This is a genomic window from Streptomyces albus subsp. albus (assembly GCF_000725885.1).
Classification (GTDB): domain Bacteria; phylum Actinomycetota; class Actinomycetes; order Streptomycetales; family Streptomycetaceae; genus Streptomyces; species Streptomyces albus.
Window position 1 is genome coordinate 39294 of the sequence record NZ_JODR01000014.1, and the last position, 24341, is coordinate 63634.

Sequence of the window (24341 nt, forward strand, 5' to 3'; positions counted from 1 at the left end):
CCCGCTCCGGCCGGTGCTCCGGTTCCGCCGGTTCGGGTCCGCAACATCCGGTCCGCAACATCCGGGTGCGCGGCCCCCTCGTACGGGGCCGCCGCGTCCATGTCACGCGGCGGGACCTGCGGCCCCGCCGCGCCGGTCGCCTCGGGTATCCCGCTTCCGGCCCGGCCAGTCCCGCGCGGGGCGGGGTTTTCCGCCGACCGGCGGAGTGTTTTCCCCGTGTCCCGCTGGGAACCACGGCACGCGAGCGAGCACGGGACGGCAGCCGGAGGCGGCCGGTCCCGCAACGGCCGACGAAGCCCGCGAGCGAGGTGAGCGCAGTGCCGGAGCCCGGCAGCAAGAGCTACGACAAGCACCGCGCCCGACGCCGCAAGGATCTGGAGCGCAGCGGCGCGGCGGACGCGCAGGAGGCGAACGAGCAGGCCAAGCGCGACCTGGAGCGCGACCCGGAATGGCGTCCCACCGGTCCGCGCTCGGAACGGGGCCGGGGTCCCAAGAGCGAACGCCCGGGAACCGAATAGGCGTCTGGCAGCGGCAGCGGCCGGGGTGGTGCACCACCCCGGCCGCGCTTGTCATGTTGGGCGCCGGCCAGTCCCACGCTGCCGGGCGCCGGACGGGGCGGACCGGCACCGTCGCACTGCGCCGGGGCCGCCGGTCTCGCGGTGCCGGGCAGCGTCCCAGCGCGCGGGGGCATCGGTCCCCCGGCGCCGGTCGCTGGTCCAGCGTTGACGGGTGCCCGGCTCCGCGGTGTCGGCCGCCGGTCCCGCGGTCGGGCACTGTCCTGCTGCGTCGGGGCCGCCGGTCGCACTGCGCCGGGCGCTGTCCCACTGCGTCGGGGCGCCGGTCCCACGGTGCCGGGCACCGTCCCAGCGCGTGCGCGCGGGGGCATCGGCCCCGCCGTGCCGGCCGCCAGCCCCGCCGTGCCGGCCGTCGGCCCCGCTGCGCCGGCCGCCGGTCCCACGGTGCCAGGCACCATCCCACCGCGCCGGGGCGCCGTCCCACCGCGCCGGACGCCGGCATGGGACCGGCGCCCGGCCCGGCGCCGTGGGTCAGGTCGTGAGCAGTCCGGAGGTGTCCAGGATCTGGCGGATGGCCGTGCCGTCGGCCAGGGCTTCCAGGGCCGCGTTGACGTCCGGGGTGGTCAGCCGCAGCGTCCCCGTGTGCATCTGCTCGACGGGCATCAGGCCCGCCCGCCACAGGTCGAGGAACCGGGGGATGTCGCGGCGGGGCACGGCGTCGCCCATGTAGGAGCCGAGCAGCGATTTGCCCTCCCCGGCGAAGGCCAGGGCGGGAACGGCGTCCAGGGTGCGGTCGGGTGCGGGCAGGCCGACGGAGACGACCTTCCCGCCCCGGCCCACGGCCCGCAGACAGGCGGCCGTCACCCCGGGGCTGCCGACCGCTTCGAAGGCGTACTCGGCGCCGCCGCCGGTCAGGTCGGCGACGGCCGCCTCCGCCTCGTCGGGCGCGTACGCGTGGTGGGCACCGAGCCGCAGCGCCAGTTCCCGCTTGGCGGCGACCGGGTCGACGGCCACGACGGGCCAGGCCCCGGCGGCGCGCGCGCCCATGACGGCGGAGAGCCCGACGCCGCCGAGCCCGTAGACCACCGCGGACTGGCCGGCCCGCACCCCGGCGGTGTTGAGGACGGCGCCGGCACCCGTGAGCACCGCGCAGCCGAACATCGAGGCCACCGTGAACGGCACGTCGTGGGGGATCGGCACCAGCGACTCCTGCGCGACCACCGCGTACTGGGCGAAGGCGGAGACGCCCAGCTGGTGGTTGACGGTGGCGCCCGCCGCGTCCCGCAGCAGCGCCGGGCCGTGCAGCAGCCCGCCCGAACCGTTGGCCGCCGCGGCTGCCGCGCACAGTGCCGGGCGGCCCTCGGCGCACCGTTCGCAGAAGCCGCAGCTCGGCACGAACACCAGCGCCACATGGTCGCCGGCGGCGACGCGGGCCACGCCGGGGCCGGTCTCCTCGACGACGCCGACCGCCTCGTGGCCCAGCGCCATCGGCAGCGGCCGTACCCGGTCGCCGTTGACGACGGACAGGTCGGAGTGGCAGAGGCTGGCCGCGGCGATCCGCACCAGCACCTCGCCCTCGCGGGGCGCCCCCAGCTCCAGTTCCTCGACCTGGACGGGACAGGTGGTGGTGTAGGGCCGCTCGGTGGCGACCGCACGCAGGACGACCGCCGCGGTCTTCACGCCGTCACCTCCTCGCGCGGGTCGAGCCGCACCACGTCGCGGGACTCCAGCAGCGGTACGACGCCTTCCAGGACGAGCCGCCGGAAGTGGTCACTGGCGCAGTGCGCGGTGAAGTCGGCCTCGCTGTCGTACTCCTCGTACAGCACCACGGTCCGCGGATCCTCGACACCCTGGTGCACCCGGTACCGGCGGTTGCCCGGCTCCTTCCGGGAGGCGGCGGCCATCTCGTCCAGCAGGGCGAGGACCTGGTCGGTGGCGCCGGGCCGCACCCGGTAGCGGGCGACGACGACGAAACTCATGGCTATCAGCTCTTTTCTGAGGAGGGGAGGGTGTCCCGGGTCAGGTGCCACAGCCGGGGGTCGGAGGTGGCGGCGGCCACCGCGCCCAGGTCCAGGGCCGCCGCGACGTCCTCGGGCGACTGCACGAATCCGGCCGCCACGTGCGGGGTCATGGCCCGCAGCGACTCGGGTGACATCCGGGCGACGATGGGCGCCGGCATGATCTCCACCAGGTCCGGCAGCCCGCGCGAGACCGCGTCGACGCTGCGGTTGAGGTTGGAGCGGTCGGTGACGAACACCTTCTGCATGGTCAGCAGCCCCAGCGGGCGCCCCTTCTCGACGAGGGAGAGCCGCGTGCTGACCATGCCGACCGCGCCCATGTGCTTGAGGAACTCCAGGGCGCCCCGGTCCTGGGCGAGTCCGGGGGAGGAGTCCACGTTGACGAAGACGGTCTTGCCCGCCCGGCCCAGCGCCGGGACCACCTGCGGCAGCTTGCCCACCGGCACCGAGGCGAGGATGCACACGGAGGCGGGCGCCGTCAGGAAGTCCTTCAGGTGCTGGGCGCCGACGACCGAGGCGACGACCGGTACTTTCGCGAACGCGGCGGACAGTCTCCGGTCGAGTCGGGCGGCGCTGGGCCGGGCGTTGGGGGTCATGACCTGCCTTGGATGTCGTCAGCTCAGCGGGGAGGTCCCGAAGCGGCTGGGGAGCCCCAGCTTGCCAGGGTTGAGGATGCCCCTCGGATCCAGTGCCTCCTTCACCGCCGTGAACGTCGGGAAGCCGCCGCCGAGCGCCTCGGCCAGGTAGGGCCCGCGCAGCAGACCGCAGCCGTGGTGGTGGCTGAGGGCGGCGCCGTGCCGGATCAGCACCGCGTTGGCCGCGTCCCACACCGACCGGTACCAGTTGCGGCGTTCGGCCGGGTCCACGTCGCCGCGCAGCGAGAAGTAGACGCAGGCACCGTCGGTGTAGGCGTGCGACTGGTGGGCGGAGGCGGCCAGGGTGCCGGGCACCCCCTCGATGGCGGCCACCACCTCGTCGTAGATGGCCGGCAGGTCCTTCCAGCAGGCGGCCATCTCCAGGGTGTCGGCGACGAAGCCGGGGGAGGCCTTGAAACCGTCGGAGGACTTGCCCACCAGCATCCGCTCGTCCAGCCACCGGTCGAAGACCGCCGCGCTGTCCAGCTCGGGCCCGTACTCCTCGCACACCTCGCGGCTCACCTGCAACGCGGCGTCCACCAGCGTCGGGTCGCCCTCGTCGGCGATCAGCAGCAGGTTGGTGTCCGGGTGGTCGAAGTGGACGCCGCTCTCCAGCCGGTCGTAGAGCCGCAGCACGGCCGGGGTCGCGCCGCGCTGGAGGATGCGGCGGCACGCCTCGAGCCCCTGCGCGAACGTCTCGAAGCCGAACGCCAGCGCCTTGGCGTACTCCGGCAGCGGGTGCACCCGCAGCCGCACCGCGACGATGACGCCGAGGGTGCCCTCCGAGCCGACGAAGAGCTGCCGCAGATCGGGTCCGACGGCGGCGCGGGCGTAGTCGCCGTAGGTGGCGCGGGTCCCGTCGGCGTGGACGACGTCCACCCCGACGACCATGTCCTCGATCTTGCCGTAGCGGGTGGACAGCTGCCCCGCGCCGCGGCAGGCCACCCAGCCGCCGACGGTGGAGAGGGCGAACGCCGAGGGCCAGTGGCCCGTCGTCACCCCGTAGGTCTCCTGGAGCTCCTTCTCGAACAGGTCGCCGAACATGCCCGCCTGGACGTCCACGATGTTCGACTCGGCGTCGAAGGAGAGGATCGAGTCCAGCCCGCACAGGTCCAGGACGACACCGCCGAAGACCGGCAGCGCGGCACCGGTGACGTTGCTGCGCCCCGCGGAGGCGGTCACCGGGATACCGGCCTCGTTGCAGATCCGCAGGACGGCGGCGACCTGATCGGCGTCGGCGGCCTCCACCACCACCGCGTCGGGAGTGGCCGGACGGCCGTCCGTCTCGCCGATCATGGAGCCCGCCCACCAGTCACGGGTGCGGGTCACGACCTCCTCGCGGGCGGTGTGCACGGCCTGCGCGCAGGCGCGCAGCTGTTCCACGACGGCGGCCGGCACCTCGACCGGATCGCTCTGGAGGGCGGCCGGGCCGTCCCCCACGGGGGTGCGCTGGGCCCAGCCGGAGGGGCTGGGGGCGCCCACGGTGTAACGGCCCCGGTTGAAGGGGTGGGTGATGGTCTGACGGCTGATCATGCTGCTGCTCCTTCGGCGTCCCCGAACAGGACGGCCTTCTCGTGGCGGACGGAAGTCAGGTAGTCGGACACCTGCTGGTCGATCTGCTCGTCGGTCAGCCCCAGTTCGCGGCCGAGCAGGGCGCCGACCTCGGGCGCCGCCTCGGCGGAGGCGTCCCGGGCGAACAGCCGGGCCCGCAGCCGGCGGGAGAGCACGTCGTCCACGGAGCGGGCCAGCTCGGCGCGGGCCGCGTAGACGACCTCGGCGCGGGTGTAGGGCAGCCCGGCGACGACGGGCTCGGCCAGGGAGGGGTCATCGGCGATCAGGTCGTGCACGAACCGGGCCTCGGTGCCGTACCGCTCGCCCAGGTGCGCGGCCAGCCCGCCGGAGGCGGCCACCGCCTCGGCGTCGTACCCGGCGCCGCCCAGCAGCGGCAGATGCGTGGTGCGGGACTTGAGGCCCTTGCGGCCCAGCACCCCGGCCACCTTGTCGATGACCAGCTCGCCCATGTGCCGGCTGGTGGTCAGCTTGCCGCCGGTGACGGTCACCATGCCGGTCGGGCCGACGGTGATGTGGTGGTCACGCGACATGTCGAGGGTCGCGCCCTCCTTGTTGCCGACCAGGGGCCGCAGCCCGCCGATGGAGCCCAGCACGTCGTCGGGGGTCAGCTCCACGTCGAACGCGGTGCGGGCCCCCTCCAGCAGGAACTCCATCTCCTGACGGGTGCAGTGCACGTCGTCGGGCGAGCCGTGGTAGTCGTTGTCGGTGGTGCCCAGCACGACGGTGTCGCCCCAGCGGGTGCAGGTGGCGCGGCGGGCCCGGCCCGGGATGGGCACGGTCACCGTGCAGTCGATCCGCAGCTTGTGCCAGGGCACCACGATGTGCACGCCCTTGGCGGGGCGCACCTGGTCGCGGTGGTGGGTGTCGGCCATGGAGTCGAGCCGGTCGGTCCACACACCGGTCGCGTTGACGACGGCGTGTGCGCGGATCTCCACCTCCTCGCCGTCGATGTGCGCCTTCGCCCCGCAGGCGCGCCCGCCGCTGGTCAGCAGGGCGTCCACACGGGCCCCGTTGAGGACGGTGGCGCCGAGCGCGGCGGCGGTGCGGACGATGGTGAGGGTGAGGCGGGCGTCGTCGGCGCGGCTGTCGAAGTACATCAGGCCACCCCTGAGGTGGTCGGCGCGCAGCGTCGGGGCGTGCGCCAGCACCTGGTCGACCGTCAGCCGCTGGTGCAGTTTGCCGATGCGCCAGCCGCCGACCAGGTCGTACGTCCACAGCAGGCCCTCGAAGCCCTTGGCGAGCCGCGGATCGAAGACGCCCTCCTTCTCCAGGACCGGGAAGAGGAACGGCAGCCGGTGCACCAGGTGCGGCGCGTTGCGGCGGAAGCGGTGCCGCTCCAGCAGCGAGTGCCGCACGAGGTTGACATTGCCCTGCTCGATGTAGCGCAGGCCCCCGTGCACCATCTTCGAGGACTTCGAGGAGGTGCCGGAGGCGAAGTCGTCCCGCTCCACCAGGGCGGTGCGCAGGCCCCGTGAGACCGCGTCGAGCGCGGTGTAGGCCCCCGTGATGCCGCCGCCGACGACAAGCACGTCGAACTGCTCGTCCGCGAGCTGCCGGGTGGTCCTCCGCCGGTCGAGCAGCAGCGCCGTACGGCGCGTCGCCCGTGCCGAGCGGCCCGGCTTGCGGGCTGGCATGGTGATCACAATCAACTCCAGGTAGTGCCTGCGGCGGCCGGTGGGCCGCCGCCTGTCGTGCGGTCGCGTGCACCGCGGGACGGTGCGCGCAAGTGGTCTGGCGGGCCGCGCCGGTCGGGTGCGGCCCGGACGGTGCGGGGCGCGGCGGGGGCTGTCGGGGACGGCCGGCTCCGGTTGGCGGGTCCGCTCCGGGGCCGGCGGATCCGGTGCGGCGGGTCCGTCTCGGCGGCTCCGGTCCGCCGGTGGGTCGCGGGGGCCGTCGTCCGACGGACCGCCGTCGCCACCAGCAGGGCCTCGCGGGGAGGGCCGGCCGCGCTGGGTGCGGACGGCGCCGGTGCAGACTCGCGGACCATGGCCCGCCTGCCGGCCCCCGGCCTTCCGATGCCGGTGGCCGTGATCCGCGTGTGGACCGGAGTCCGTGCGGCCCCGTTCAGCCGAGGTGGGCAGCCGCGAGCGCGCGCCATTCGGCGCGCCGCTCCTCGCGGTCACCCGCCCCGATACCGGGCTCGAAGACGCGGCCCGCCGGCTGTGCCTCGACGACCTCGCGCAGCGAGGACCACAGACCGGCGCCCACCCCGGCCAGATAGGCGCTGCCGCGCAGGCTCGCGGTCGCCGAGTCGGCGACCCGCTCCAGCGGCATGCCGACCAGATCGGCCTGGATGCGCAGCAGCGGGTCGCTGCCGGACACCCCGCCGCCGACCCGCAGTCGCCGGAACGGCGCGCCCATCGTGTCGGCCACCCCGTCCACCAGGTCGCACACCGAGTGCGCGATGCCCTCCAGCACCGCGCGGGCGATCTCGGCCCTGCCGGTGGCCAGGCTCAGCCCGCTCAGCGCCCCGGTCGCCCCCGGACGCCACACCGGGACCCGCACCCCGGCGAGCGCGGGGAAGAACCGCGGCCCGCCCGGGGCGTACGCGCAGGTCGCCGCCAGCTCCCCGATCTGCTGCGGCGTCTCGAACAGCCCCAGGTCGTCGCAGAGCCAGCGCAGCGCCGAGCCGGTGGTCGAGGCGTACGCCTCCAGGCTGAAGAGCGTCCGCTCGCCCTGCCGCCAGCCCGGCTGGGCCAGCACCCCGGCGATGTCGGTCCGCGGCAGGGCCGGTTCGGTGCCGGTGGCCACGTCCACGAACGCGCCGGTGCCGTAGACGCACATGCCCAGCCCGGCCTCCAGCCCGCCCAGTGCCAGCAGTGCCGCGTGCTGGTCGCCCATGGAGGCGGCCAGCGGGACGGAGATGCCGAGCGTGTCCGCGTCGGTGCGGCCCAGGTCCGCGTCGTCGGAGCACAGCGCGGGCAGCAGATCGAGGGGGAAGCCCAGGTGGGCGATCCACTCGGTGTCCCAGGCGTGCTCGTGCAGCAGGTAGCCGCCGGTGGAGCCCGCGTTGGAGGCGGTGGTGGCGTGGGTGGCGCCCCGGGTGAGCTGCCAGATCAGCCAGGTGTCGACGGTGCCGAACAGCAGCCGTCCCTCCCGGTGGGCCGCGGCGACCTCGGGCCGTTCGGCGAGCTGCCGGGCGGCCCACAGGAACGGCTGGCGGGAGCCGACGGGGCGCCCGGTGCGCTCCAGCAGCACCGGGTCCCACGCTTCCTCGTAGGCGGTCAGGTCCTGCGCGTAGCGGCGGTCCTGCCAGACCACGGCGGGCAGCAGGGGCAGTCCCGTCACCCGGTCCCACAGGATGGCGGTGGCCCGCTGGGTGGTCAGTGCGCAGGCCGTCACCTCGGTGCCGTCGCCGGCGGCGGCCAGGGCCTGCCGGCACACGTCCAGCGTCGCCGTCCAGATCTCCATCGGGTCCTGCTCGACGGAGAGCGCGTCGGGATGGCTCACCTTGATGGGCCGGTAGAAGACCTCTCCGACGCCGCCGTCCTCCCACACGATGCCGGCCCGGGTCCCGGTGGTGCCCTCGTCGATGGCGAGCACACCGCGCCGGGTCCGTCCCGCCGGGGTGGTCCGGGGCGTCACGGCTTGCCCCCTCCGGTGCCCAGCGGCGCCGCGGTGCCGCTGCCCGGCGCGGCCGGGAACGGAGCCGAGCCGGGGGTGCCGGGAGTGCCCGCCGGGGCCGCGCTGCCGGTGCCGTCGGCGGCGGCCTCGTCGGGGGAGGCGGTGGCCTGGATGGGGTCCCATTTGACGGCCAGGCAGGTGAGCATGCCCAGCAGCGGCACCACCGACAGCACCAGGAAGGTGTTGCCCAGGCCCAGGGATTCCTTGATCTGCGGGAAGACGTACAGGCCGATCACGGAGCCGAAGCTGCCGACCATGCCGGTCACGCCCGTCCCCAGGGCACGGACGTCACTGGTGTACGACAGCGCGGCGATGGACTTGCCGTTGGCGCCGGGCCCGGCCGAGTGGCAGAGGATGAACAGCACCGGCAGACAGAACGCCACCACCAGCGGCGCCTTGCCGAACGTCAGCCCCATCACCACCAGGGCCACGAAGACCCCGCCGAAGCCGTACGCGGAGCTGAGCCGCAGCCCCAGCTTGCGGCCGAAGAGGGCGGAGGCCAGGCCGCCGGCGATACCGACGGCGTTGAAGACCATCGAGCCGATCGTCGCCTTCTCGAAGCTCTCCCCGAAGATCGCCAGGCTGATGACGGGCAGGTACCAGCCGACGGCGAAGTACTGCATGCCCTGTCCCAGCGAGATCACCGACGACAGCACGGTGCGCGGCAGATAGGCGCCCTTGAACAGCACGCCGGCGTCGCGGAAGCCCACCGCGGGCCGCGCGGCGCCCGCACCGTCGCGCGCCGCCTCGGGCTCGGCGGCCACCGCCTCGATGCCGTACATCCGGCGCAGGTTGCGTACCGCTTCCGGCAGCCGCCCCTTGCTGGCCAGCCAGGCCGGGCTCTCCACCAGGAACAGCCACTGGAGCACCAGCAGCACGGCCGCGATCACCCCGGCCGAGCCCAGCGACCAGCGCCAGATGTCCTGGCCGACGTCCAGGTTGTAGAAGCCGAGGGCCAGGGCGAGGTTGCCGGTGGTGGCGATGTACCAGACGGCCTGCCACAGGTTGAGGCGCCCGCTGCTGGCCTTGGGCGTGTACTCGGCCAGCAGCGCCATGGCCACGGCGAAGTCCACGCCGTAGGCCACGCCGACCAGTACGCGGCCCAGCCACACCGTCGTGAAGTCGCCGGAGAAGGCCGCCAGCACCGCGCCGGCCACCGCGAACACCTTCGCGATCAGCAGCGGGGGCACCCGTCCGATCCGGCTGGCCAGCCAGCCGCCGACCGGGTTGAAGATGATCGCCAGGAAGGGGGCGGTCGCGGTCAGCACGGAGATCTGGGTGCTGGAGAGCTTCATCTGGTCCGTCATCGGACCCAGGCCGGCGCTCAGCGCGGCGTTGGCGTACGCGTCGAGGAAGAGCCCGCCGAAGGCGAGGTACCACGAGAGGCGTGCCCGGCCCGCCACGGTTCTGAGTCCGTCGATGAGCGCGACGATGTCGGCGACGCCTCTGACGCTCGGAGGTTGTGCCATCATTCCGCCTTTTCAGGAGGACCTGTCCGATGGCACAACGCGAGGAAGCAGACACAGCGGAGCCACCGACAGGTGGTCTGTGTCTGTGCCTGCCAAAGATCTACGGCGAGGCCGTAGGGAGTCCGTCCAGGACGGGTCGTACGGCAAGCAGTTAAGAACGCAAGACAGGTTTCCGTCAAGAGTTACGGGAGTATTTCCCCGGCTGTACGGCCGCCGTCGCCGGCAGGCCTGCGAGAGTGTTCCCGGCAGCCGCACGACGAGGTGGCGGACCGCATCCGGGAGGGAGCCTTGTGGGCGAGAACAAGAAGCGCATGCTGGCCGGCGACTGGTACATCCCCGACGACGACGAACTGCTCGCGGAGACCGAACGGCGCGCCGCACTGTGCGAGCGGTACAACTCGGCGGGGGCGGCCTCGCCGGCCGAGCGGCGCCGGATACTCCGGGAGCTGATCGGCGACCTGGGCGAGAACGTCAACATCCGGCCGCCCTTCCACTGCGACTACGGCACCTATGTGTCGATCGGCGCCCACACGTTCATCAACTTCGGAGCCGTCTTCCTGGACGCCGCGCCCATCACCATCGGCAGCCATGCGCAGATCGGTCCCAATGTGCAGCTGCTGACGCCCACCCACGAGCTGGATCCCGAACGGCGCCGCGCCGGCTGGGAGAAGGCCGTGCCCATCACGCTGGGCGACAACGTGTGGCTGGGCGGCGGCGTCATCGTCTGCCCCGGGGTGACCATCGGCGCGGACACCGTCGTGGGGGCCGGGTCGGTGGTCACCAAGGATCTGCCGCCCGGTGTGCTGGCCGTCGGCAACCCGGCCCGCGTGGTGCGCGAGCTGTAGGGGGCGGGCCCCACCGGGCCGGGGAGCCCCGGCGGGGCTCAGGGCCGGCGCCAGGAGTCGTCGGGCAGATGGGAGCCGGCCTGCGGACCCATCCGCAGCATGCCGCCGTCCACCGCCCAGGACGCGCCGGTCACATAGCCGGCGTCCGCACCGGCCAGAAAGGCGATCACGGAGGCCACTTCGCGGGCGTCCCCGGGGCGCCGCAGCGGCACCCCGGGGCGCTCGGCCGCGTGCACGTCCGCGTCCTGCCGGCCGGTCATCGGGGTGGCGATCTCGCCCGGTGCGACCGCGTTGACGCGGATGCCGTGCTCGGCCAGCTCCAGCGCCATCACCTGGGTGAGCAGCCCCAGACCTCCCTTGGCCGCGCAGTACGGGGCGGCCCCGACACGCGGCTGGTGCTCGTGCACGCTGGTGACGTTCACGATGGCGCCGCCCCCGCCCTGCCCGATCATGCGCCGGGCCGCACGCTGGGAGCACAGGAAAGGCCCGACGAGATCCACGTCGAGCACCTGCCGCACGGTGGCGTGGCCGATGTCCAGGAACGGGGTGGACGTCCCGGTGCCCGCGTTGTTGACCAGTACGTCGAGCCGTCCCAGCGCGTCGGCCAGCTCGTCCACCACCCCGGCCGCCTCCGGCAGTCGGGTCAGATCCAGGTGCCGCACCTCGGCACGGGCCCCGGCCTCCCGGACGGCCGCCGCGGTCTCCTCGGCGCCGTCCCGGTCGGTGTGCCAGGTGATGCCGACGTCCATGCCGTCGCGGGCCAGCCGCACCGCGGTGGCGCGGCCGATGCCGGAATCCGAGCCGGTGACGACCGCGACCCGTCCCCGGCCCATGGTGTGCTGCCCGGAAGCCGAGCTGGACACCTGCGACACCTGCGGTCTCCCTTCACCGTCCGGCCGTCCCGTCCCGTCCCGTCCACCGGGCCGGGTCACCCCGGACCCGGCCCGGCAAACCGGCAAACCGGCAAACCGGCAAACCGGCAAACCGGCGGAGCCGGGGCCGGGGTGCGGGGCGCGGGGCGCATCAAACCGGACGCCGGAAAACGGACACCGGAAAACGGGCGCAAGCGTCGGAAATGCGGACGCATGGGAGCGCCGTCGGTGGTCACCCGGCGGACATGCGCCCCGCACCAGCGGCGCGCATGCTGGAAAAGGACTCGTGTTCGTCTGCTCGAGTGAGGAGAGACACCATGCAGCACGACGAGTTCATCGGTCAGGTACAGGCGCGGGCCCATCTGCCCAGCAGAGGCGCCGCCGAGACCGGAACACGCGCCACCCTGGAGACGCTCGCCGAACGCATCCCCGCCACGATGGCCGAGAAGCTGGCCGCGCAGCTCCCCGTCGAGCTGGGGGAGCACCTGCGGCGCGTCGAGTACGCGCAGGACGAGCCGGTCACCGGGGTGCGGATGGACCGCCACGAGTTCTTCGACCGGGTGGCACGGCGGGCCAGGACCGACCCGCCCAAGGCGGTGCACGAGGCCCGCACGGTCGTGGAACTGCTGGAGGAGGCGACCCAGGGCGGACTGACCAAACGGATCCGGCAGTCCATGGACGAGGAGACGGCCTCCGTCCTCTTCTCCGGCAGCACCGGCACCGCCGGTGACTGACACCGTCCACGGCGAGGCGGCGCGGCCCGCGCCGCCCCTCTGGACGGGAGACGCGCCGAGAAAGGCAGCGAAGAAAGATGGCTCACACAACTGTCAAGGAAGTGCTGGCCGCGCTCGACGACGTGGACTTCCCGGCGGACAAGGACGAACTGGTCCGAGCCGCCTCCGGCGCCTCCGATCAGGTCCGCTCCGCGCTGCGCGGCATACCGCCCGACCAGTACGCCAACCGTGAGGAAGTGGCCCGCTCGGTGCGTGTGGACCCCGACTCCGACCTCGACCACAGTCCGGCCCAGCGCGCCGAGCAGGCCCGCAAGGGCGGGCGGCCGGGGCAGTCGCAGCATCTGCGCGACGCCCCCAAACCGCCGGTGGAAGAGGAACTCGACCGCTGACCGAGGTCCGGAGGGAGGACCGTCATGGTGCGCAAGAAGGTCGAAGGAGACGAGGAACAGCGGCGCGCGGCGGCGCACAAAGCACACCGTGCCGAGGAGGCCCCCAGCGCGCGCAACGTGACCACGGGTGCGTCCAAGCAGCGCACGCACCGGGCCGGGCCCTCGGCCCGGCAGGACGAGGAGACGCCCGCCCAGCGGCAGGGCAAGCAGGGCCACACCGCCGAGGCACCCGCTCCGCGTCCCCAGGGCGGGGTGGGCCCCGCCGAGTCCCGCAGCCCGTACGAGGGCCGGGGGCGCCCCGCGTACTCGACGGAGCACGAGCAGGTCTTCCGCGCCCTGGTCACCGCCGAGCAGCAGCACGGGGGCGAGGCCGTCAGCCTGGACGACATCTCGCGGGCCGCGGACCTGCCGCAGGACCGTACCCGCAATCTGGTGCACGATCTGGTGACCGTGCACCACCTCGCCACCGAACTGCAGGGCGCCGGCGCCGCGGACGGGTCGCGCTTCGAGAGCAAGCCCGGACGCTGACCGGCGGCTGACCGGCGCGGCCGGGCGCCCTCACCCGGGCCGCCCCAGACCGGCGGTCCCGGCCCGGGGTGTTCCGGCGTCGCATGACACCTGCCCTTGTGGCGTTCGGACCCCGTGAGGCCCTGGCCTGTGGACCATCGGGGCCTGTGAGGCCGCTGCTGACGTGCCGGCCCCGGAGACACGACCGCCGGAGCACGGTGGCCGCAGCACGGGTGCGGGGTTCCGCCGGCCGCCGACCCCTTCCGGAGCCGGGACCGGGACCTGGGCGGCGGCGCGGCCCGTCATCCCGCGCCGCCGCCCCTCACCGTGGGCCGGACACCCCGTATCGCGGACAGGCCGCCCCTCACCGTGGGGCGGGTCGCTCCGCACCGCGGACAGGCCGCCCCGGCCGCGGTCCGGGCACCCCCTCACCGTGAGGAGGTGCCCGTCGGCGCGCTCCCGTCCGTCATTCGGTGCTGCCGCCGGGCCGGTGGGCGGCGGCGCGGTCGGGGGAGCCGGCCGGCCGGCTCACGGGTGCGGGCAGCCGGCCCAGCCCCTCCGCCAGGGCCTCGGACGCCGCCCGCTCGCTGGGCGTGCGCTGTGTGTGCAGCGTGTGGGCCGGATGCGCGGCGGTGCTGTCGGGGACGGTCGACCCGGCCGGGACGGGGCCGGCCGCCCCCGTCGCGGGCGACAGCTCCGCCAGGTGCTGCCGTACCCCCTCCACGAGCCGCGGCGCGGTGAAGTGCGTGCCGTGCACGAAGCGCATCGCCGGGCCGAACGTCGGCACCGTCAGCAGGCCCGCGAAGAACAGCCCCGGGCAGGAGGAGCCGAACCGGGCGTCCAGCCACGGCGCGTCGCTGCCGCCGATCCGGCGCAGCCCCTCACGCAGTGTGGAGTCGAGCAGCGTCAGCCGGGACAGCCGGGGTGCGAACCCCGTGGCGGCCAGCACGTGTTCGGTCTCCAGGGTGCTGGCGGTGCCGTTCACCCCGGCGAGCCACAGCCGTACCCGCTCGCCCGGGCCGCCACCGAGGCGCCGCACACCGGGCGTGGTGCGGTCGGCCGCCGTGACGCGGTGGCCCAGCAGTACCGGCACCCCCTCCTCGAAGCGGTCCCGCAGCCACCAGGCGCCCGAGGGCCGGGGTGCGGTGTCGGCGATGCGCAGCCGCATCGCCGCGGGCAAGTGCCGCACCGCGCCGGGCAGTCGGGACCACACCCAGTTGGGCCAGCCGGTGCCCAGCGCGCTGACCGGCCGGCGCAGGGCGGCCGGCCGGCCGCGCTCCGGCTGCGGGGGAGCGTCCCAGGCCAGGTGCGAGGTACGGGCCACCAGCTGTACCCGGGCGCCCTCCTCGGCCAGCAGCGCCGCGGTCTCCAGCGCCGACTGCCCGGCGCCGAGCACGGTCACCTCCCGGCCCCGGAACGGGCTCAGATCACGGTGGTGGGTGCTGTGGGAGGCCAGTTCGGCGGGCAGGCCGGCGAGTGCCGGGGGCCGGTGGGCGAACAGCGGCACACCGACGGCCAGCACCACGGCCCGGGCCAGCAGCCGCTCGCCCTCCGCGGTCTCGATGCGGAAGCCCTCCCGGTGCGGCGCCACCTTGGTCACCGTCTGCTCGTCCACGGGCGGCAGCGACCGTTCGGCGAACCACGTCCCGTACTCGGCGAAGACGTCCAGCGGCAGCGGGGCGTCCTCGGTGCCGATCCCCTGGCCGGCGCAGTAGGCGGTCAGAGTGCGGCTGCCCTCCGGGTCCGCGATGGCGGTGGCCTCGGGGCGGGAGGCCAGCAGCATGCCGCGTGGCATGTGCTCCCGCCAGGTGGCCATCGGTCTGCCGAGCACCCGCAGATCGAGGCCCGCGGCGGCGGCGTGCGAGGCGACGGACAGTCCGTAGGGTCCGGCGCCCACGACTACGAGGTCGTACATGGCTTTCCCTCTCTGTGCAGACGGTGTTCCGGTGCGTGGTCGGTGTGCGCTCTCGCGGGTCCGCTCCCGGCGGTGCCGGTACGGGGTGTCGCACATCGGTGCGAGGGCATGTCCTGCCGGGGCGCCACGGGCGGGCGGGGTGAGAATTCCGCTGACGGTTCACCGGGGGTGCGGACCGGCCGGAGGCCGCACGTTGGGCCCGGCGGCGAGCAGGAGGACCCATGCGGACCCGCGACATCAAGGCCAGCATCAGGACTCACGCCCGCGCACGGATCAGGGCGGTGCTGTCCGCCGTCGTCGCCGCGGGGGCGCTCGTCTCCTGCACCGTGCTGCCCGGTGGCGGACGCGACCCCGCCGGGGACCTCTCGCCCCGCCCCTCGGCCGGCGACTCCGCCCCGGGCCGCCCCTCCGCGACCGCCGCCGACTCGCCCGCCGCCCGGTCCGGCCCCGCCGGCCGGGCTGTCGGAGCCTTCCTCGGCTCCGGCCCGGAGGGCGTACGTCTTCTGCGGGGCATGGAGGAGTGGCTGGGCGGCACCGATCTGCGCGTGGGCCACACCTACCTGCCCGGCGAGCGGTGGAGCGACATCGAGGGCCCGCCCGGGTTCCTGGAGCCCTGGGCCCGCTGGCGACGGGAGGAACCCGGGCACCTGTTCGTGCTCAACGTCCCCCTCCAGGCCCGCAACGAGGCAGGGCTGTCCGACGAGGAGGTGCGGGACCTGCTCGTGGACGGCGCGGCCGGCCGGTTCGACGGCCACTTCCGCACCCTCGCCGAACGGCTGGTGGAGCACGGGCTCGCCGACACCGTCCTGGTGCCGGGCTGGGAGATGAACGGCGCAACCTACGCGCACCGCTGCCGCCCCGACCCCGAGGCGTGGAAGGAGTACTGGCGCCGCGTGGTCACCACCATGCGGGCCGTGCCGGGCCAGCGGTTCCGGTTCGACTTCACACCCAGCCGCGGCCCCGACGCGATCCCCTGGACGCTGTGCTACCCGGGCGACGACGTGGTGGACATCATCGGCATGGACGCCTACGACCAGCCGAAGGGCATGCCCTTCGAGGAGCAGGTGCGCGAACCCTTCGGACTCCAGGCGCACATCGACTTCGCCCGCCGCCACGGCAAACCGGTCTCCTACCCCGAGTGGGGCCTGTTCCGCAACGGCGACAACCCCGAGTACGTGCGCGGCATGCTCGCCTGGATGGAGCGGTACAAGCCCGTCTACGAGACCATCAGCGACTACTGCCCGCACGGCGTGTGGCGGTGCCGCGACAACCCCGAGGCGTCGGCCGCCTACCGGGAGGCCCTCTTCTCCCGGCCCGCGACCCCGCCGTCCACCCCGCCGTCCACGCCGCCGGCGCGCAGCGAACCCGCGTCGCAGCGCCCCCGCAGGTCCGGCCCGCCCCGGCCCCCGAAGCCGCCGCGCCCCGCGAGCCCGCCCGTGCCCGCACAGCAGCCCGCAGCGCCCCGGCCCTGGTGGGAGCGGTGCTGGGGCATCGGCCCCTACTGTCTGCGCCCGGACCGGCTGCGCGGCCCGGCCGGCTAGCCGCCCGGGCCGCGTACCGCACACCGTCCGCACCGTCGTCATACCGTCACCGGCCGGCCCCCTGGCCGGCCGTGCGGGAGCGCAGCGCCCGGATCCGCTCGCCCAGGCCGTGCTCCCGCAGCAGCCCGGCCGCCGCCCTGCGGGCCGCCACCCGGGCCGCGTGCAGCTCCAGCAGGGGCCGCAGCTCCCGGCGGGCCAGCAGATAGCGCCGGTTGACGACGGTCGCCGGGTGCCAGCGCAGCTTGTACGGTTCGGTGCCGCGCAGCAGGCTCAGCGTGCCGCGGCCCGTCGACGAGGCGTACTGCGCGTCGTGCCGCAGCAGCATGGTGGCGATGTCCACCCGCTGTGCGCGCAACTCCGGGTCCGCGCCGTACAGATAGCCGCACACCAGGTCCGGCGAGGTGAACGCGACGTCGCAGGCGGCCACCCGCGCACCGATCCGGTACTCGGTCACCGTGGCGTCCCCGTCGGCCACCAGCCGTTCGGCGGCGCGCACCAGATGTGTGCCGAAGCGGGGGCGCAGATGCTCCGCCGTCACGCCCCGGCCGCGCCACTGCCGCTCGTGCAGCTCCAGCATGGTGCGCACCGAGTCCGCGACCTGCTCGCCCGTCACCCGGTGCGCCACGATGCCGAGTTCGTCGATACGGCGCAGCTTGCGCCGGGTCCGCTTGGCGCTGGCCGGGGCGAGCCGCCCCAGCATCTCCTCGATCGGAATCCCGGGCAGCTCCAGACAGGTGGAGTCGGACAGACATCTGCGGGCCCCCGGCCAGGCCGCGTACAGCCGCTCTGCCGCACCGCCCGGACGCACCTCCCGCAGATCCAGTACGGCGCCGCGTGCCGCCGCGTGCAGGGCCCGCGCCAGCGCCTCCGCCGCGCGCGGGCAGCTGTCGTCCAGCAGCACGTCCTGGTAGTCGGAGATCGAGCCGCCCAGCGTGACCAGTGCGGGCAGCGGCCGGTGGACGAGCATCAGCGGCGCCGCCCCCACCAGCCTGCCGTTCTCCCGCACCACGACGATGCGCAGCCGGCCCCGCCGCCCGTACTCCCGCCACCACGACGACAGCCAGGCGTGGCTCTGGAACGGGGTGGCCGACCGGTTCCGCCTGCGCAGCCCCTCCCAGTCGTCGGCCAGCGCGGCGAAGCGGTCCTCCGCGCGGTACACCGCGGCGGACAGCCGGGCCGGCGGCCGGCCCGAGGCGTCACCCCGGCCGCCCCGCCACCGGGCCAGCACGGGACCGGCCAGCCTGTGCCGGGCGGGTGAGGACAGCGGCGGCGTCACCGGGCCGCCTCCAGCTCGTCGGAGCGCTGCTCGGCCTCGCCGCTCTGCCCGGACGCCGGGGAGGTGTCAGCCGTGCCGTCCCCGCCCGGCGCGGGCGCGGGCACCGGTGCGGCGCCCGTATCGCGGCGCCGCTGCGGGCGGACCAGCAGCAGCAGTCCGCCCACCAGGCCGCCCGCGCTGGCCCCCACCGCCACGGCGACGGGCAGGGACGGGAACACCGGCTTCAAGGTGGCCGCCGCGGGCGAGACCACCGTCAGCCGCACCCCGGTGCGGTGCGCCGACTGCTTCGCCGTACGGGTCAGCGAACGGGCCACCGCGTCGGCGTAGTCGGCCGCCCGGCCGGGCCGGGGCGAATCGCCGGTGATCTGCACCATCGGCGCGTCCGGCGAGGTGCTGGACCGCACGTGCGCACGCAGCACACCGCGCGGCAGTTTCGCGCGGGTCTCCGCCGCGGTCAGCACCACGGCGTCCGTGGCGATCTTCCCGTACGCCTGGGCGTAACCGAGCGCCGAGGCCGTGTCGGCCCGGGCGCCGGGGGAGACGAGCACATAACTGGACGCCTCGTACCTGGGCTCGGCCACTTCGGCGTAACCCGCACCGCCGGCCACGCCCAGCACGGCGCACACCGGCAGCGGCCACCAGCGGGGGATCCGGCGCAGCGGCCCCCGCCGCCGGGCCGGCGGCGCCGGTGCGGACGGGCCCGCCTCCGCGCCCGGTGGCGCGGCCTCGGATGCGGCTTTTCCCGGAGCGGTTCTGGACATCAACTCACCTCGCGTCAGGGGACTGGACTGGTCGTCGACGAGCTGTCGGAAGGCGCCGCGCCGGCCGCGGCACCGGCCGGCCGGGCGGGCACGGCCGGCCCGCTCCCGGGGCCGGGCCCGCCCGGCGCGCCGAGGGCGTCGCGGTAGACCCCCGCCAGCCGCTCCGCGCAGCGCGCGATGTCGTAGTGGCCGACGACGGGCGGCACGGGAAGCCGGTGCGGCCCGGCCGCGTGGGCGGCCAGCTCGGCACGGAGCGCGTCGGCCACCCCGTGCGGCGAGGCCGGCAGCGGGCGGGCGCCGGGCGCGGCGCCGGGCGGCAGGTCGGCCACCGCCGGGCACGCCGCGTAACGCACCGGCAGCCCCGCGGCCAGCGCTTCCAGGACGGCCAGCCCGAAGGACTCCTCCCGCGACGGCGACACGAACAGGTCCGCCGCCGCCAGCACCCCGGGCACATCGACCACACCGGCCACGTCAGCCGCATCGACCGCATCGGCCATGGCGACCACATCGCCCACGCCGCCCGCCGAGGCCCCCGCCGCACCGTCCAGGCCGCCCGCGCACGCGCCCAGCAGTCGCACCCGGTCCCCGGCGCCCCGCGCCCGGGCACGCTCCCGCAGCGCTGCCGCCTCCGGGCCGTCCCCGGCCAGCAGCAGCCGCACCCCGGGTACCGCAGCCACCGCGTCCACCAGGACGTCGAACCGCTTGCCCGGCACCAGCCGGCCCACCCCGGCCACCACGAACTCCTCCGGCGCCACACCCAGGCGCCGCCGCACCCGGGCGCGCCGCCCGGCGTCGAAGCGGAAGCGGTCCGCGTCGATCCCGTTGGGCACCGTGCACAGCCGTGCCGCCGGGACGCCCCAGCGGCGCAGCCGGCCGGCCACCGTGTCCGAGACCGCCACGGTGGTGGTGCCCAGGCGCTCGGTCGCCAGATACAGGGCCCGCACACCCCGCGTGAGCGGCCGGCCTTCCAAGACGGCCTCGCCGAGGGAGTGTTCGGTGGCCACCACCGCCCGTACCCCGGCCAGCCGGGCGGCGATCCTGCCGTAGACGCACGCCCGGTACAGATGGGTGTGCACCAGGTCAAAGCGGCCGGCCCGTACCAGCCCCACCAGCCGGGGCAGCGCCGTCAGATCACGGTTGCCGGCCATGCCCAGATGCACGACGCGGGTGCCGTCCGCGCGGATGCCCGCCGCGACGCTCCCCGGCTCGGTGAGGGTCACCACCTCGCCGTGCACCCCGTGGCGGGGCAGCCGGCGCAGCAGCAGCCGCAACTGCTCCTCGGCGCCGCCCACCCCGAGCCCGGTGATGATGTGCAGCACCCTCATCGCGGCACCCCGCCCGGCCCGCCCGGTCCGCTCTGCGCCGCCGCCCCGGCGGCCGGTACGGCGGCGGCCGGCAGCGGCCTGCGGCGCAGCGGGTGCAGCACTTTCTTCGCGTACAGCCGCACGGCCGTGTCCCGCGCGTCGATGTGGACGCGGGGCAGCGCGTGCAGACCGGTGAGCGGCCCGGGGTCGATGGCGCAGGCGTACCCGTAGCCGGCGGCCCGCACCGCCTCGACAGCGCGCCGGTCGCACGTCCCGTACGGGTAGCAGAACCCCTCCGGGGCGGTGCCGGTCAACTCCGTCAGCAGCGCGCGGCTGTGCGCCGTCTCCCGTTCCAGTCCGGCGTCGTCGGCCGTCGTCAGAACGGTGTGCAGCAGGCCGTGCGAGCCGACCTCCATACCGGCCGCCGCCACCGCGCGCACCCCGTCGGCGTCCAGCAACGGTTTGCGCGGACCCTCCTCGTCCCACGCGTTGACGCCGCCGAGCCGCCCCGGCAGCACGAACACGGTCGCCGTGCAGCCGTGGCGGCGCAGCACCGGCAGGGCGCCCGTCAGGAAGTCGGCGTACCCGTCGTCGAACGTCAGCCCCACCAGACCGGCCGCCCGGCCCGCCGCGCGCTCCCGCAGCAGCCGGCCGACGCCCACCCCGCGCAGCCCCCGCTCCCGCAGCCAGCGCAACTGCCGCTCCAGCCGGGCGGGGGCCACGGTGATCCGGTACGGGTCCTGCGTGCAGTCGGACACCGAGTGGTACATGAGCACCCACGGCGCCCGCGAACCGTTGTCAGCGCGCATGCGTGATCCTCCGTTTGACGGTGGTGAACAGTTGGGGCAGCTCGGGCGCCCCCACCAGCAGGCCGACGCAGACGAACGCGACCGGCACCACGACCCCGCCGAGCGCCGCCCCCGCCAGCGGCGCCGCACACAGCCCGGCCGCGGCCCAGCCGGCCGCAGCCGCCGCGCCCGCCGCCAGCAGCAGCCGCAGCAGCCCGCCCGCCACCCGCGGCACGTCGATGGCCACCACCCGGGCGCCGAGCCCCCGCAACAGCAGCGCGGCCGTCGTCGTGATGCCCAGCGCGTTGGCGGCGGCGATGCCGTACACCCCCCACAGCCCGGCCGCCGGCAGCCCCGCACCCGCCGTCACGGCCAGCCCCACGCCCATCGAGGCCGCCGGGTACCACGGCGGCCGGTCCCCCGAGAAGAACGGCCGCACCAGCGCGCCGACCATGCTGTGGCCCAGCAGCCCGCACGTGTAGACCCGCATCACCGCGGCCGTCGCCGCCGTGTCCCGCGCGTCGAACGCGCCCCGCTGGAAGAGCAGCCCGATGATCTGCGGCGCGCACGCCACCACGTACGCGGCGCCCAGCAGCACCACGATCCCCGCCAGCGCCAGGTCCCGCTCCACCCGCCGCCGGGCCACCTCGGCGGCGCCGTCCGCCATGGCCCGGGCCACGACGGGGAACGTCACCGTGCACACCATCAGCGACAGCACCATCGGCAACTGGGCGACCTTCTGCGCGTAGTTGAGGTGCGAGATCGCCCCGGCCGGCAGGGAAGAGGCCACGAAGCGTTCGAAGAGGACCTGCGCCTGGCGGCTCACCGCGAAGGTGACCACCGGCGCCAGCGCGCCCAGGCCGACCGCCGTCAGCGCGCCGGCCCGGCAGCGCGGGGCCCGCACCGCACGGGGCCCCCGGCCCGGCAGCCGGCGCAGGAACGACGGCAACTGGACCAGCACCATCAACGCCCCGCCGGCCGCCACCCCCAGCGCCGCGGCCCGCACCCCCCACAGGCCGTGCCCGGCGACGGTCACCCCGATGATTCCGCAGTTGTACGCCACATAGATCGCGGCGGGCGCCACGAAGTGCCGGTGGGCGCGGAGGGCCGCGCTGAAGTAGCCGGCCACACCGAAGAAGAGCACGGTGAGCGCGGTCAGCCGCAGACAGGCCGCCGCGGTGCTCACGTCGGCCAGCCCCGGGGCGAGCACCCGCACCACTTGGGGAGCCGCCAGCGCCAGCAGCCCCGCCGCGCCCGCCAGCCACAGCGCCATACGCGGCAGCGTGGCGGCCACCAGTGTCCGCACCGGGTCGTCGCCCTCGGCCCCGCCCGCGGCACGGCGGGCCAGCGCGACACTGAACGCGGGCACCAGCACCAGCGCCATGGCGTCCTCGATCAGCAGCGTCGAGGCCAGCTCGGGCACGGTCCAGGCCACCAGGAACGCGTCGGTTGCCGCGTCCGCGCCGAACAGCTGCGCGATCGCCTGGTCGCGCAGCAGCCCGCACAGCGACCCGGCGGCGGTCAGCGCCGCCGTCACCGCCGCGGCCCGCGCCAGGAACCGCCCCAGCAGCGGCACTTCCTCGCCACCGACCCGGCGGGCCCGCCCCCGTCGCCCGGCGTCGGCCGGGCGGGGCTCCGGGGCGGCGGCCGTCGTCGGCGCGGCGGCTGCGGCCGGTGGCGGGGTGACCGGTGGCGGAGTGGTCGGCGACGGGGCGGCCGGTGGCGGGGTGACCGGTGCGATGGCCTCCAGCGGCACTTCCCGGCCGCCCTGGTGGGCCCGCCGGTCCGCGACGGTGCCGTCCGGGGCGTTCAGCCGTGCGTTCTGCGGGGCCTCCTGCCGGGTGCCCTGCGGGACGTTCTGCCGGGCGTCCTCCGCAGCGGACGAGGGGGCTGCCGGCGCGGTCCGGGGGGCGGCGGCCGTGCCCGACGCGGAGGCGGGCGGGTGGACGGGTGGGGCGGCGCGGTCGTCGCCACCCCGCGCCGCGGGGGCGTCCGGGCCGGTCACCGGCCGCGGTGCGCCAGGAACGGATGTGCCGTCCGGGCGCCGGTCAGCGGGACCCGCACCGGCCATGTGCCGCGCGGAAGCAGGCCGTTCGGACGGCGGGCGCCGGTCGCCGCTCATCGGGCCGGCCCGTTCGCGGGCGACAGCGCCCACCACGTGGCCAGACCGGCGGCGAGGGCCGTCAGCACGGTCGAGGGGCCGCCGATGTCGCCGTAGAAGAAATTGATCACCTGCCACACGAGAAGCCCGACGGCCACCAGCCCGCAGTCCGCGGTGCGTCCGTGCCGCGCGGCCCCGAACCGGCGCAGACCGCACACCAGCAGCACCCCCCACGAGCCGACGAACGCCACCGCACCGATCAGCCCCTGCTCGCTCAGGACGAGCAGATACATGTTGTGCGGCGACAGCAGCGGCTCCCGCTGGAAGGACACCCCCGCACCGGCGGTGTCGCTGCCGGACGACAGGGCCAGCGGCGCGTGCGCGTCCCGGTGCGCCGGGAACCCCTTCGGGCCGACACCCGTGGCCGGGTCCTGACGCCACATGTCCCACGCCGCGCTCCACAGGCTGTACCGGTCGGTGACCGACTGGTCCGGTGAGTCGGACACCTCGGTGATGCTGTGCAGCCGTTCCCCCAACTGCGCGGAACCGACGCCGAAACCGCCGACCAGTACCACGCCCGCCGCCGTCAGCGCCGCCAGTACCGCGACCGCCGTACGGACGCCGCGCAGCAGCAGAAGCAGTACGCACGCCAGCACGGTCGCGATCCACGCGCCCCTGCTGTACGAGAGGGCCAGCGGCACCACGAACACGGCGGCGCAGACCAGGGCGCACGGCCGCAGCCGGCGGTGCGCCCCGGCGGGCGGCGCCAGGGCGAAGGCGAACGCGATCATCAGCCCGTAGGAGACGACCGTCGCCATGCCCATCACGTCGAGCGCCCCGAACGTGCCCACCGCCCGGATGTCCTGGCCCATGTAGGAGGCGCCCGTGCGGGTGGTGGCCTGTACGACACCGACCGCCCCCTCGGCCAGGGCCAGCACCACGATCGCCGCCGACACCAGCCGGGCGTCGCGGGCGTCCCGCAACGACAGCAGCACCGCACCCGGCACCAGGACGAACAGTTGCAGATAGCGCACGAAACCGGGCAGGCTCGCTGCCGGATCGTGGGAGGCGACCGTCGCGACGGCGAACGCCACGGCCGGGCCGCCCAGGACGAGCGCCGCCAGCGGAGTGAGCGGGGACGGCACCGCGCGGCCCGGCCCTGCGGCCGTGGACCGCCGGCGGCGCAACAGCGCCAGGACGCACCAGACGACCAGCACGCCCGAGGCCAGATCGGCCGGGGTGCTGCCGCCCGGCCCTTCCGGGCCGGGCGGGACGCACAGCAGCAGCACCGTCGCCACGACCGGCACCACGGGCCCGTACGAGAACCGCCGGCCGGCCGCCTCCCCGGGTGCGGCACGCGGCGCCGGAACGACACCGCCGGCCTCCCGCACCACGCCGCCGGGCGCGCCTGCCACCCTGTCGGCGCCCGGCGCCGGGGGGCCGGCCGCGCTTGTGGGGCTGTCGGCCTCGAGTAC

Annotated in this window: 21 protein-coding genes; 6 read left to right on the forward strand and 15 right to left on the reverse strand. The window is 75.4% G+C overall.

Annotation, left to right across the window (positions count from 1 at the left end; all coding sequences use genetic code 11):
• Window positions 1–317 precede the first annotated feature (317 nt).
• Complete coding sequence (locus IO40_RS0116580; protein ID WP_016471052.1) at window positions 318–518, forward strand: hypothetical protein; 201 nt, start codon at window positions 318–320, stop codon at window positions 516–518.
• Window positions 519–1046: 528 nt separating this feature from the next.
• Here the strand turns inward: IO40_RS0116580 and IO40_RS0116585 are convergent.
• The 7 genes from IO40_RS0116585 to IO40_RS0116615 form a co-directional block, all read right to left on the reverse strand.
• On the reverse strand, window positions 1047–2195 hold the full coding sequence (locus IO40_RS0116585) for a zinc-binding dehydrogenase (protein ID WP_016471053.1): 1149 nt from the start codon (window positions 2193–2195) through the stop codon (window positions 1047–1049).
• Entirely contained in the window at window positions 2192–2494 is a 303-nt protein-coding gene (locus tag IO40_RS0116590) for a putative quinol monooxygenase (RefSeq protein ID WP_016471054.1), read from the reverse strand. The genes IO40_RS0116585 and IO40_RS0116590 overlap by 4 nt, the downstream gene beginning before the upstream one ends.
• A 5-nt stretch (window positions 2495–2499) precedes the next feature.
• Window positions 2500–3129, reverse strand: a complete 630-nt coding sequence (locus IO40_RS0116595) for a glycerol-3-phosphate responsive antiterminator (RefSeq protein ID WP_031175664.1) — start codon at window positions 3127–3129, stop codon at window positions 2500–2502.
• An 18-nt stretch (window positions 3130–3147) separates the two neighbouring features.
• A complete protein-coding gene (locus tag IO40_RS0116600; protein ID WP_016471056.1) occupies window positions 3148–4701 on the reverse strand; it encodes an FAD-binding oxidoreductase in 1554 nt (517 codons plus the stop codon).
• The gene (locus IO40_RS0116605) at window positions 4698–6383 is read right to left on the reverse strand and encodes a glycerol-3-phosphate dehydrogenase/oxidase (RefSeq protein WP_031175665.1); all 1686 of its coding nucleotides are present in this window, start codon (window positions 6381–6383) and stop codon (window positions 4698–4700) included. Before IO40_RS0116605 ends, IO40_RS0116600 begins: the two co-directional genes overlap by 4 nt.
• A 421-nt stretch (window positions 6384–6804) precedes the next feature.
• A complete protein-coding gene (locus IO40_RS0116610; protein ID WP_016471058.1) occupies window positions 6805–8325 on the reverse strand; it encodes an FGGY family carbohydrate kinase in 1521 nt (506 codons plus the stop codon).
• Window positions 8322–9833, reverse strand: a complete 1512-nt coding sequence (locus IO40_RS0116615) for an MFS transporter (RefSeq protein ID WP_016471059.1) — start codon at window positions 9831–9833, stop codon at window positions 8322–8324. Before IO40_RS0116615 ends, IO40_RS0116610 begins: the two co-directional genes overlap by 4 nt.
• Window positions 9834–10123: 290 nt before the next feature.
• Here IO40_RS0116615 and IO40_RS0116620 point away from each other — a divergent pair, with 290 nt between their 5' ends.
• A complete protein-coding gene (locus IO40_RS0116620; RefSeq protein ID WP_016471060.1) occupies window positions 10124–10678 on the forward strand; it encodes a sugar O-acetyltransferase in 555 nt (184 codons plus the stop codon).
• Between the two features lie 38 nt (window positions 10679–10716).
• Here the strand turns inward: IO40_RS0116620 and IO40_RS0116625 are convergent, their stop codons facing one another.
• Window positions 10717–11511, reverse strand: coding sequence for an SDR family oxidoreductase (locus IO40_RS0116625; RefSeq protein WP_041969073.1), 795 nt, complete (start codon window positions 11509–11511; stop codon window positions 10717–10719).
• A 356-nt stretch (window positions 11512–11867) separates the two neighbouring features.
• Here IO40_RS0116625 and IO40_RS0116630 point away from each other — a divergent pair, with 356 nt between their 5' ends.
• From IO40_RS0116630 to IO40_RS38255, 3 genes are all read left to right on the forward strand, one after another.
• Window positions 11868–12284 carry a DUF2267 domain-containing protein gene (locus IO40_RS0116630; RefSeq protein WP_030405403.1) on the forward strand — a complete coding sequence of 139 codons (417 nt, stop codon included), beginning with the start codon at window positions 11868–11870 and terminating at the stop codon, window positions 12282–12284.
• A gap of 77 nt (window positions 12285–12361) precedes the next feature.
• The gene (locus IO40_RS0116635) at window positions 12362–12673 is read left to right on the forward strand and encodes a DUF2795 domain-containing protein (RefSeq protein WP_016471063.1); all 312 of its coding nucleotides are present in this window, start codon (window positions 12362–12364) and stop codon (window positions 12671–12673) included.
• 24 nt (window positions 12674–12697) lie between these two features.
• Window positions 12698–13201, forward strand: a complete 504-nt coding sequence (locus IO40_RS38255; RefSeq protein ID WP_016471064.1) for a hypothetical protein — start codon at window positions 12698–12700, stop codon at window positions 13199–13201.
• Between the two features lie 445 nt (window positions 13202–13646).
• Here IO40_RS38255 and IO40_RS0116645 read toward each other — a convergent pair whose 3' ends face one another.
• Window positions 13647–15095 carry an NAD(P)-binding domain-containing protein gene (locus IO40_RS0116645; RefSeq protein WP_031175666.1) on the reverse strand — a complete coding sequence of 483 codons (1449 nt, stop codon included), beginning with the start codon at window positions 15093–15095 and terminating at the stop codon, window positions 13647–13649.
• A gap of 221 nt (window positions 15096–15316) precedes the next feature.
• Here IO40_RS0116645 and IO40_RS0116650 point away from each other — a divergent pair, with 221 nt between their 5' ends.
• Window positions 15317–16636: a glycoside hydrolase family 26 protein gene (locus IO40_RS0116650; protein ID WP_016471066.1), complete on the forward strand. Its 1320-nt coding sequence runs from the start codon at window positions 15317–15319 to the stop codon at window positions 16634–16636.
• 46 nt (window positions 16637–16682) lie between these two features.
• On the opposite strand, the gene IO40_RS0116655 is transcribed toward IO40_RS0116650, so the two are convergent.
• From IO40_RS0116655 to IO40_RS0116680, 6 genes are read right to left on the reverse strand one after another with little or no spacing between them, the layout of a single operon-like run.
• The gene (locus IO40_RS0116655; protein ID WP_016471067.1) at window positions 16683–17912 is read right to left on the reverse strand and encodes a GNAT family N-acetyltransferase; all 1230 of its coding nucleotides are present in this window, start codon (window positions 17910–17912) and stop codon (window positions 16683–16685) included.
• Window positions 17909–18673 carry a YveK family protein gene (locus IO40_RS0116660; RefSeq protein WP_031029390.1) on the reverse strand — a complete coding sequence of 255 codons (765 nt, stop codon included), beginning with the start codon at window positions 18671–18673 and terminating at the stop codon, window positions 17909–17911. Before IO40_RS0116660 ends, IO40_RS0116655 begins: the two co-directional genes overlap by 4 nt.
• A 14-nt stretch (window positions 18674–18687) precedes the next feature.
• On the reverse strand, window positions 18688–19998 hold the full coding sequence (locus IO40_RS0116665; protein ID WP_016471069.1) for a glycosyltransferase: 1311 nt from the start codon (window positions 19996–19998) through the stop codon (window positions 18688–18690).
• Entirely contained in the window at window positions 19995–20786 is a 792-nt protein-coding gene (locus IO40_RS0116670; RefSeq protein ID WP_016471070.1) for a polysaccharide deacetylase family protein, read from the reverse strand. The genes IO40_RS0116665 and IO40_RS0116670 overlap by 4 nt, the downstream gene beginning before the upstream one ends.
• Window positions 20776–22887: a lipid II flippase MurJ gene (locus IO40_RS33655; protein ID WP_016471071.1), complete on the reverse strand. Its 2112-nt coding sequence runs from the start codon at window positions 22885–22887 to the stop codon at window positions 20776–20778. The genes IO40_RS0116670 and IO40_RS33655 overlap by 11 nt, the downstream gene beginning before the upstream one ends.
• The gene (locus IO40_RS0116680; RefSeq protein ID WP_079128761.1) at window positions 22884–24281 is read right to left on the reverse strand and encodes an O-antigen ligase family protein; all 1398 of its coding nucleotides are present in this window, start codon (window positions 24279–24281) and stop codon (window positions 22884–22886) included. Before IO40_RS0116680 ends, IO40_RS33655 begins: the two co-directional genes overlap by 4 nt.
• Between the last annotated feature and the right edge of the window lie 60 nt (window positions 24282–24341).

Coding starts and splice junctions, on each gene's coding strand:
- IO40_RS0116590 (WP_016471054.1), bottom strand. CDS start 2,494: ATGAGTTTCGTCGTCGTCGCCCGCTACCGGGTGCGGCCCGGCGCCACC.
- IO40_RS0116595 (WP_031175664.1), bottom strand. CDS start 3,129: ATGACCCCCAACGCCCGGCCCAGCGCCGCCCGACTCGACCGGAGACTG.
- IO40_RS0116600 (WP_016471056.1), bottom strand. CDS start 4,701: ATGATCAGCCGTCAGACCATCACCCACCCCTTCAACCGGGGCCGTTAC.
- IO40_RS0116615 (WP_016471059.1), bottom strand. CDS start 9,833: ATGGCACAACCTCCGAGCGTCAGAGGCGTCGCCGACATCGTCGCGCTC.
- IO40_RS0116625 (WP_041969073.1), bottom strand. CDS start 11,511: ATGGGCCGGGGACGGGTCGCGGTCGTCACCGGCTCGGATTCCGGCATC.
- IO40_RS0116630 (WP_030405403.1), top strand. CDS start 11,868: ATGCAGCACGACGAGTTCATCGGTCAGGTACAGGCGCGGGCCCATCTG.
- IO40_RS0116635 (WP_016471063.1), top strand. CDS start 12,362: ATGGCTCACACAACTGTCAAGGAAGTGCTGGCCGCGCTCGACGACGTG.
- IO40_RS38255 (WP_016471064.1), top strand. CDS start 12,698: ATGGTGCGCAAGAAGGTCGAAGGAGACGAGGAACAGCGGCGCGCGGCG.
- IO40_RS0116645 (WP_031175666.1), bottom strand. CDS start 15,095: ATGTACGACCTCGTAGTCGTGGGCGCCGGACCCTACGGACTGTCCGTC.
- IO40_RS0116650 (WP_016471066.1), top strand. CDS start 15,317: ATGCGGACCCGCGACATCAAGGCCAGCATCAGGACTCACGCCCGCGCA.
- IO40_RS0116660 (WP_031029390.1), bottom strand. CDS start 18,673: ATGTCCAGAACCGCTCCGGGAAAAGCCGCATCCGAGGCCGCGCCACCG.
- IO40_RS0116665 (WP_016471069.1), bottom strand. CDS start 19,998: ATGAGGGTGCTGCACATCATCACCGGGCTCGGGGTGGGCGGCGCCGAG.
- IO40_RS0116670 (WP_016471070.1), bottom strand. CDS start 20,786: ATGCGCGCTGACAACGGTTCGCGGGCGCCGTGGGTGCTCATGTACCAC.
- IO40_RS33655 (WP_016471071.1), bottom strand. CDS start 22,887: ATGAGCGGCGACCGGCGCCCGCCGTCCGAACGGCCTGCTTCCGCGCGG.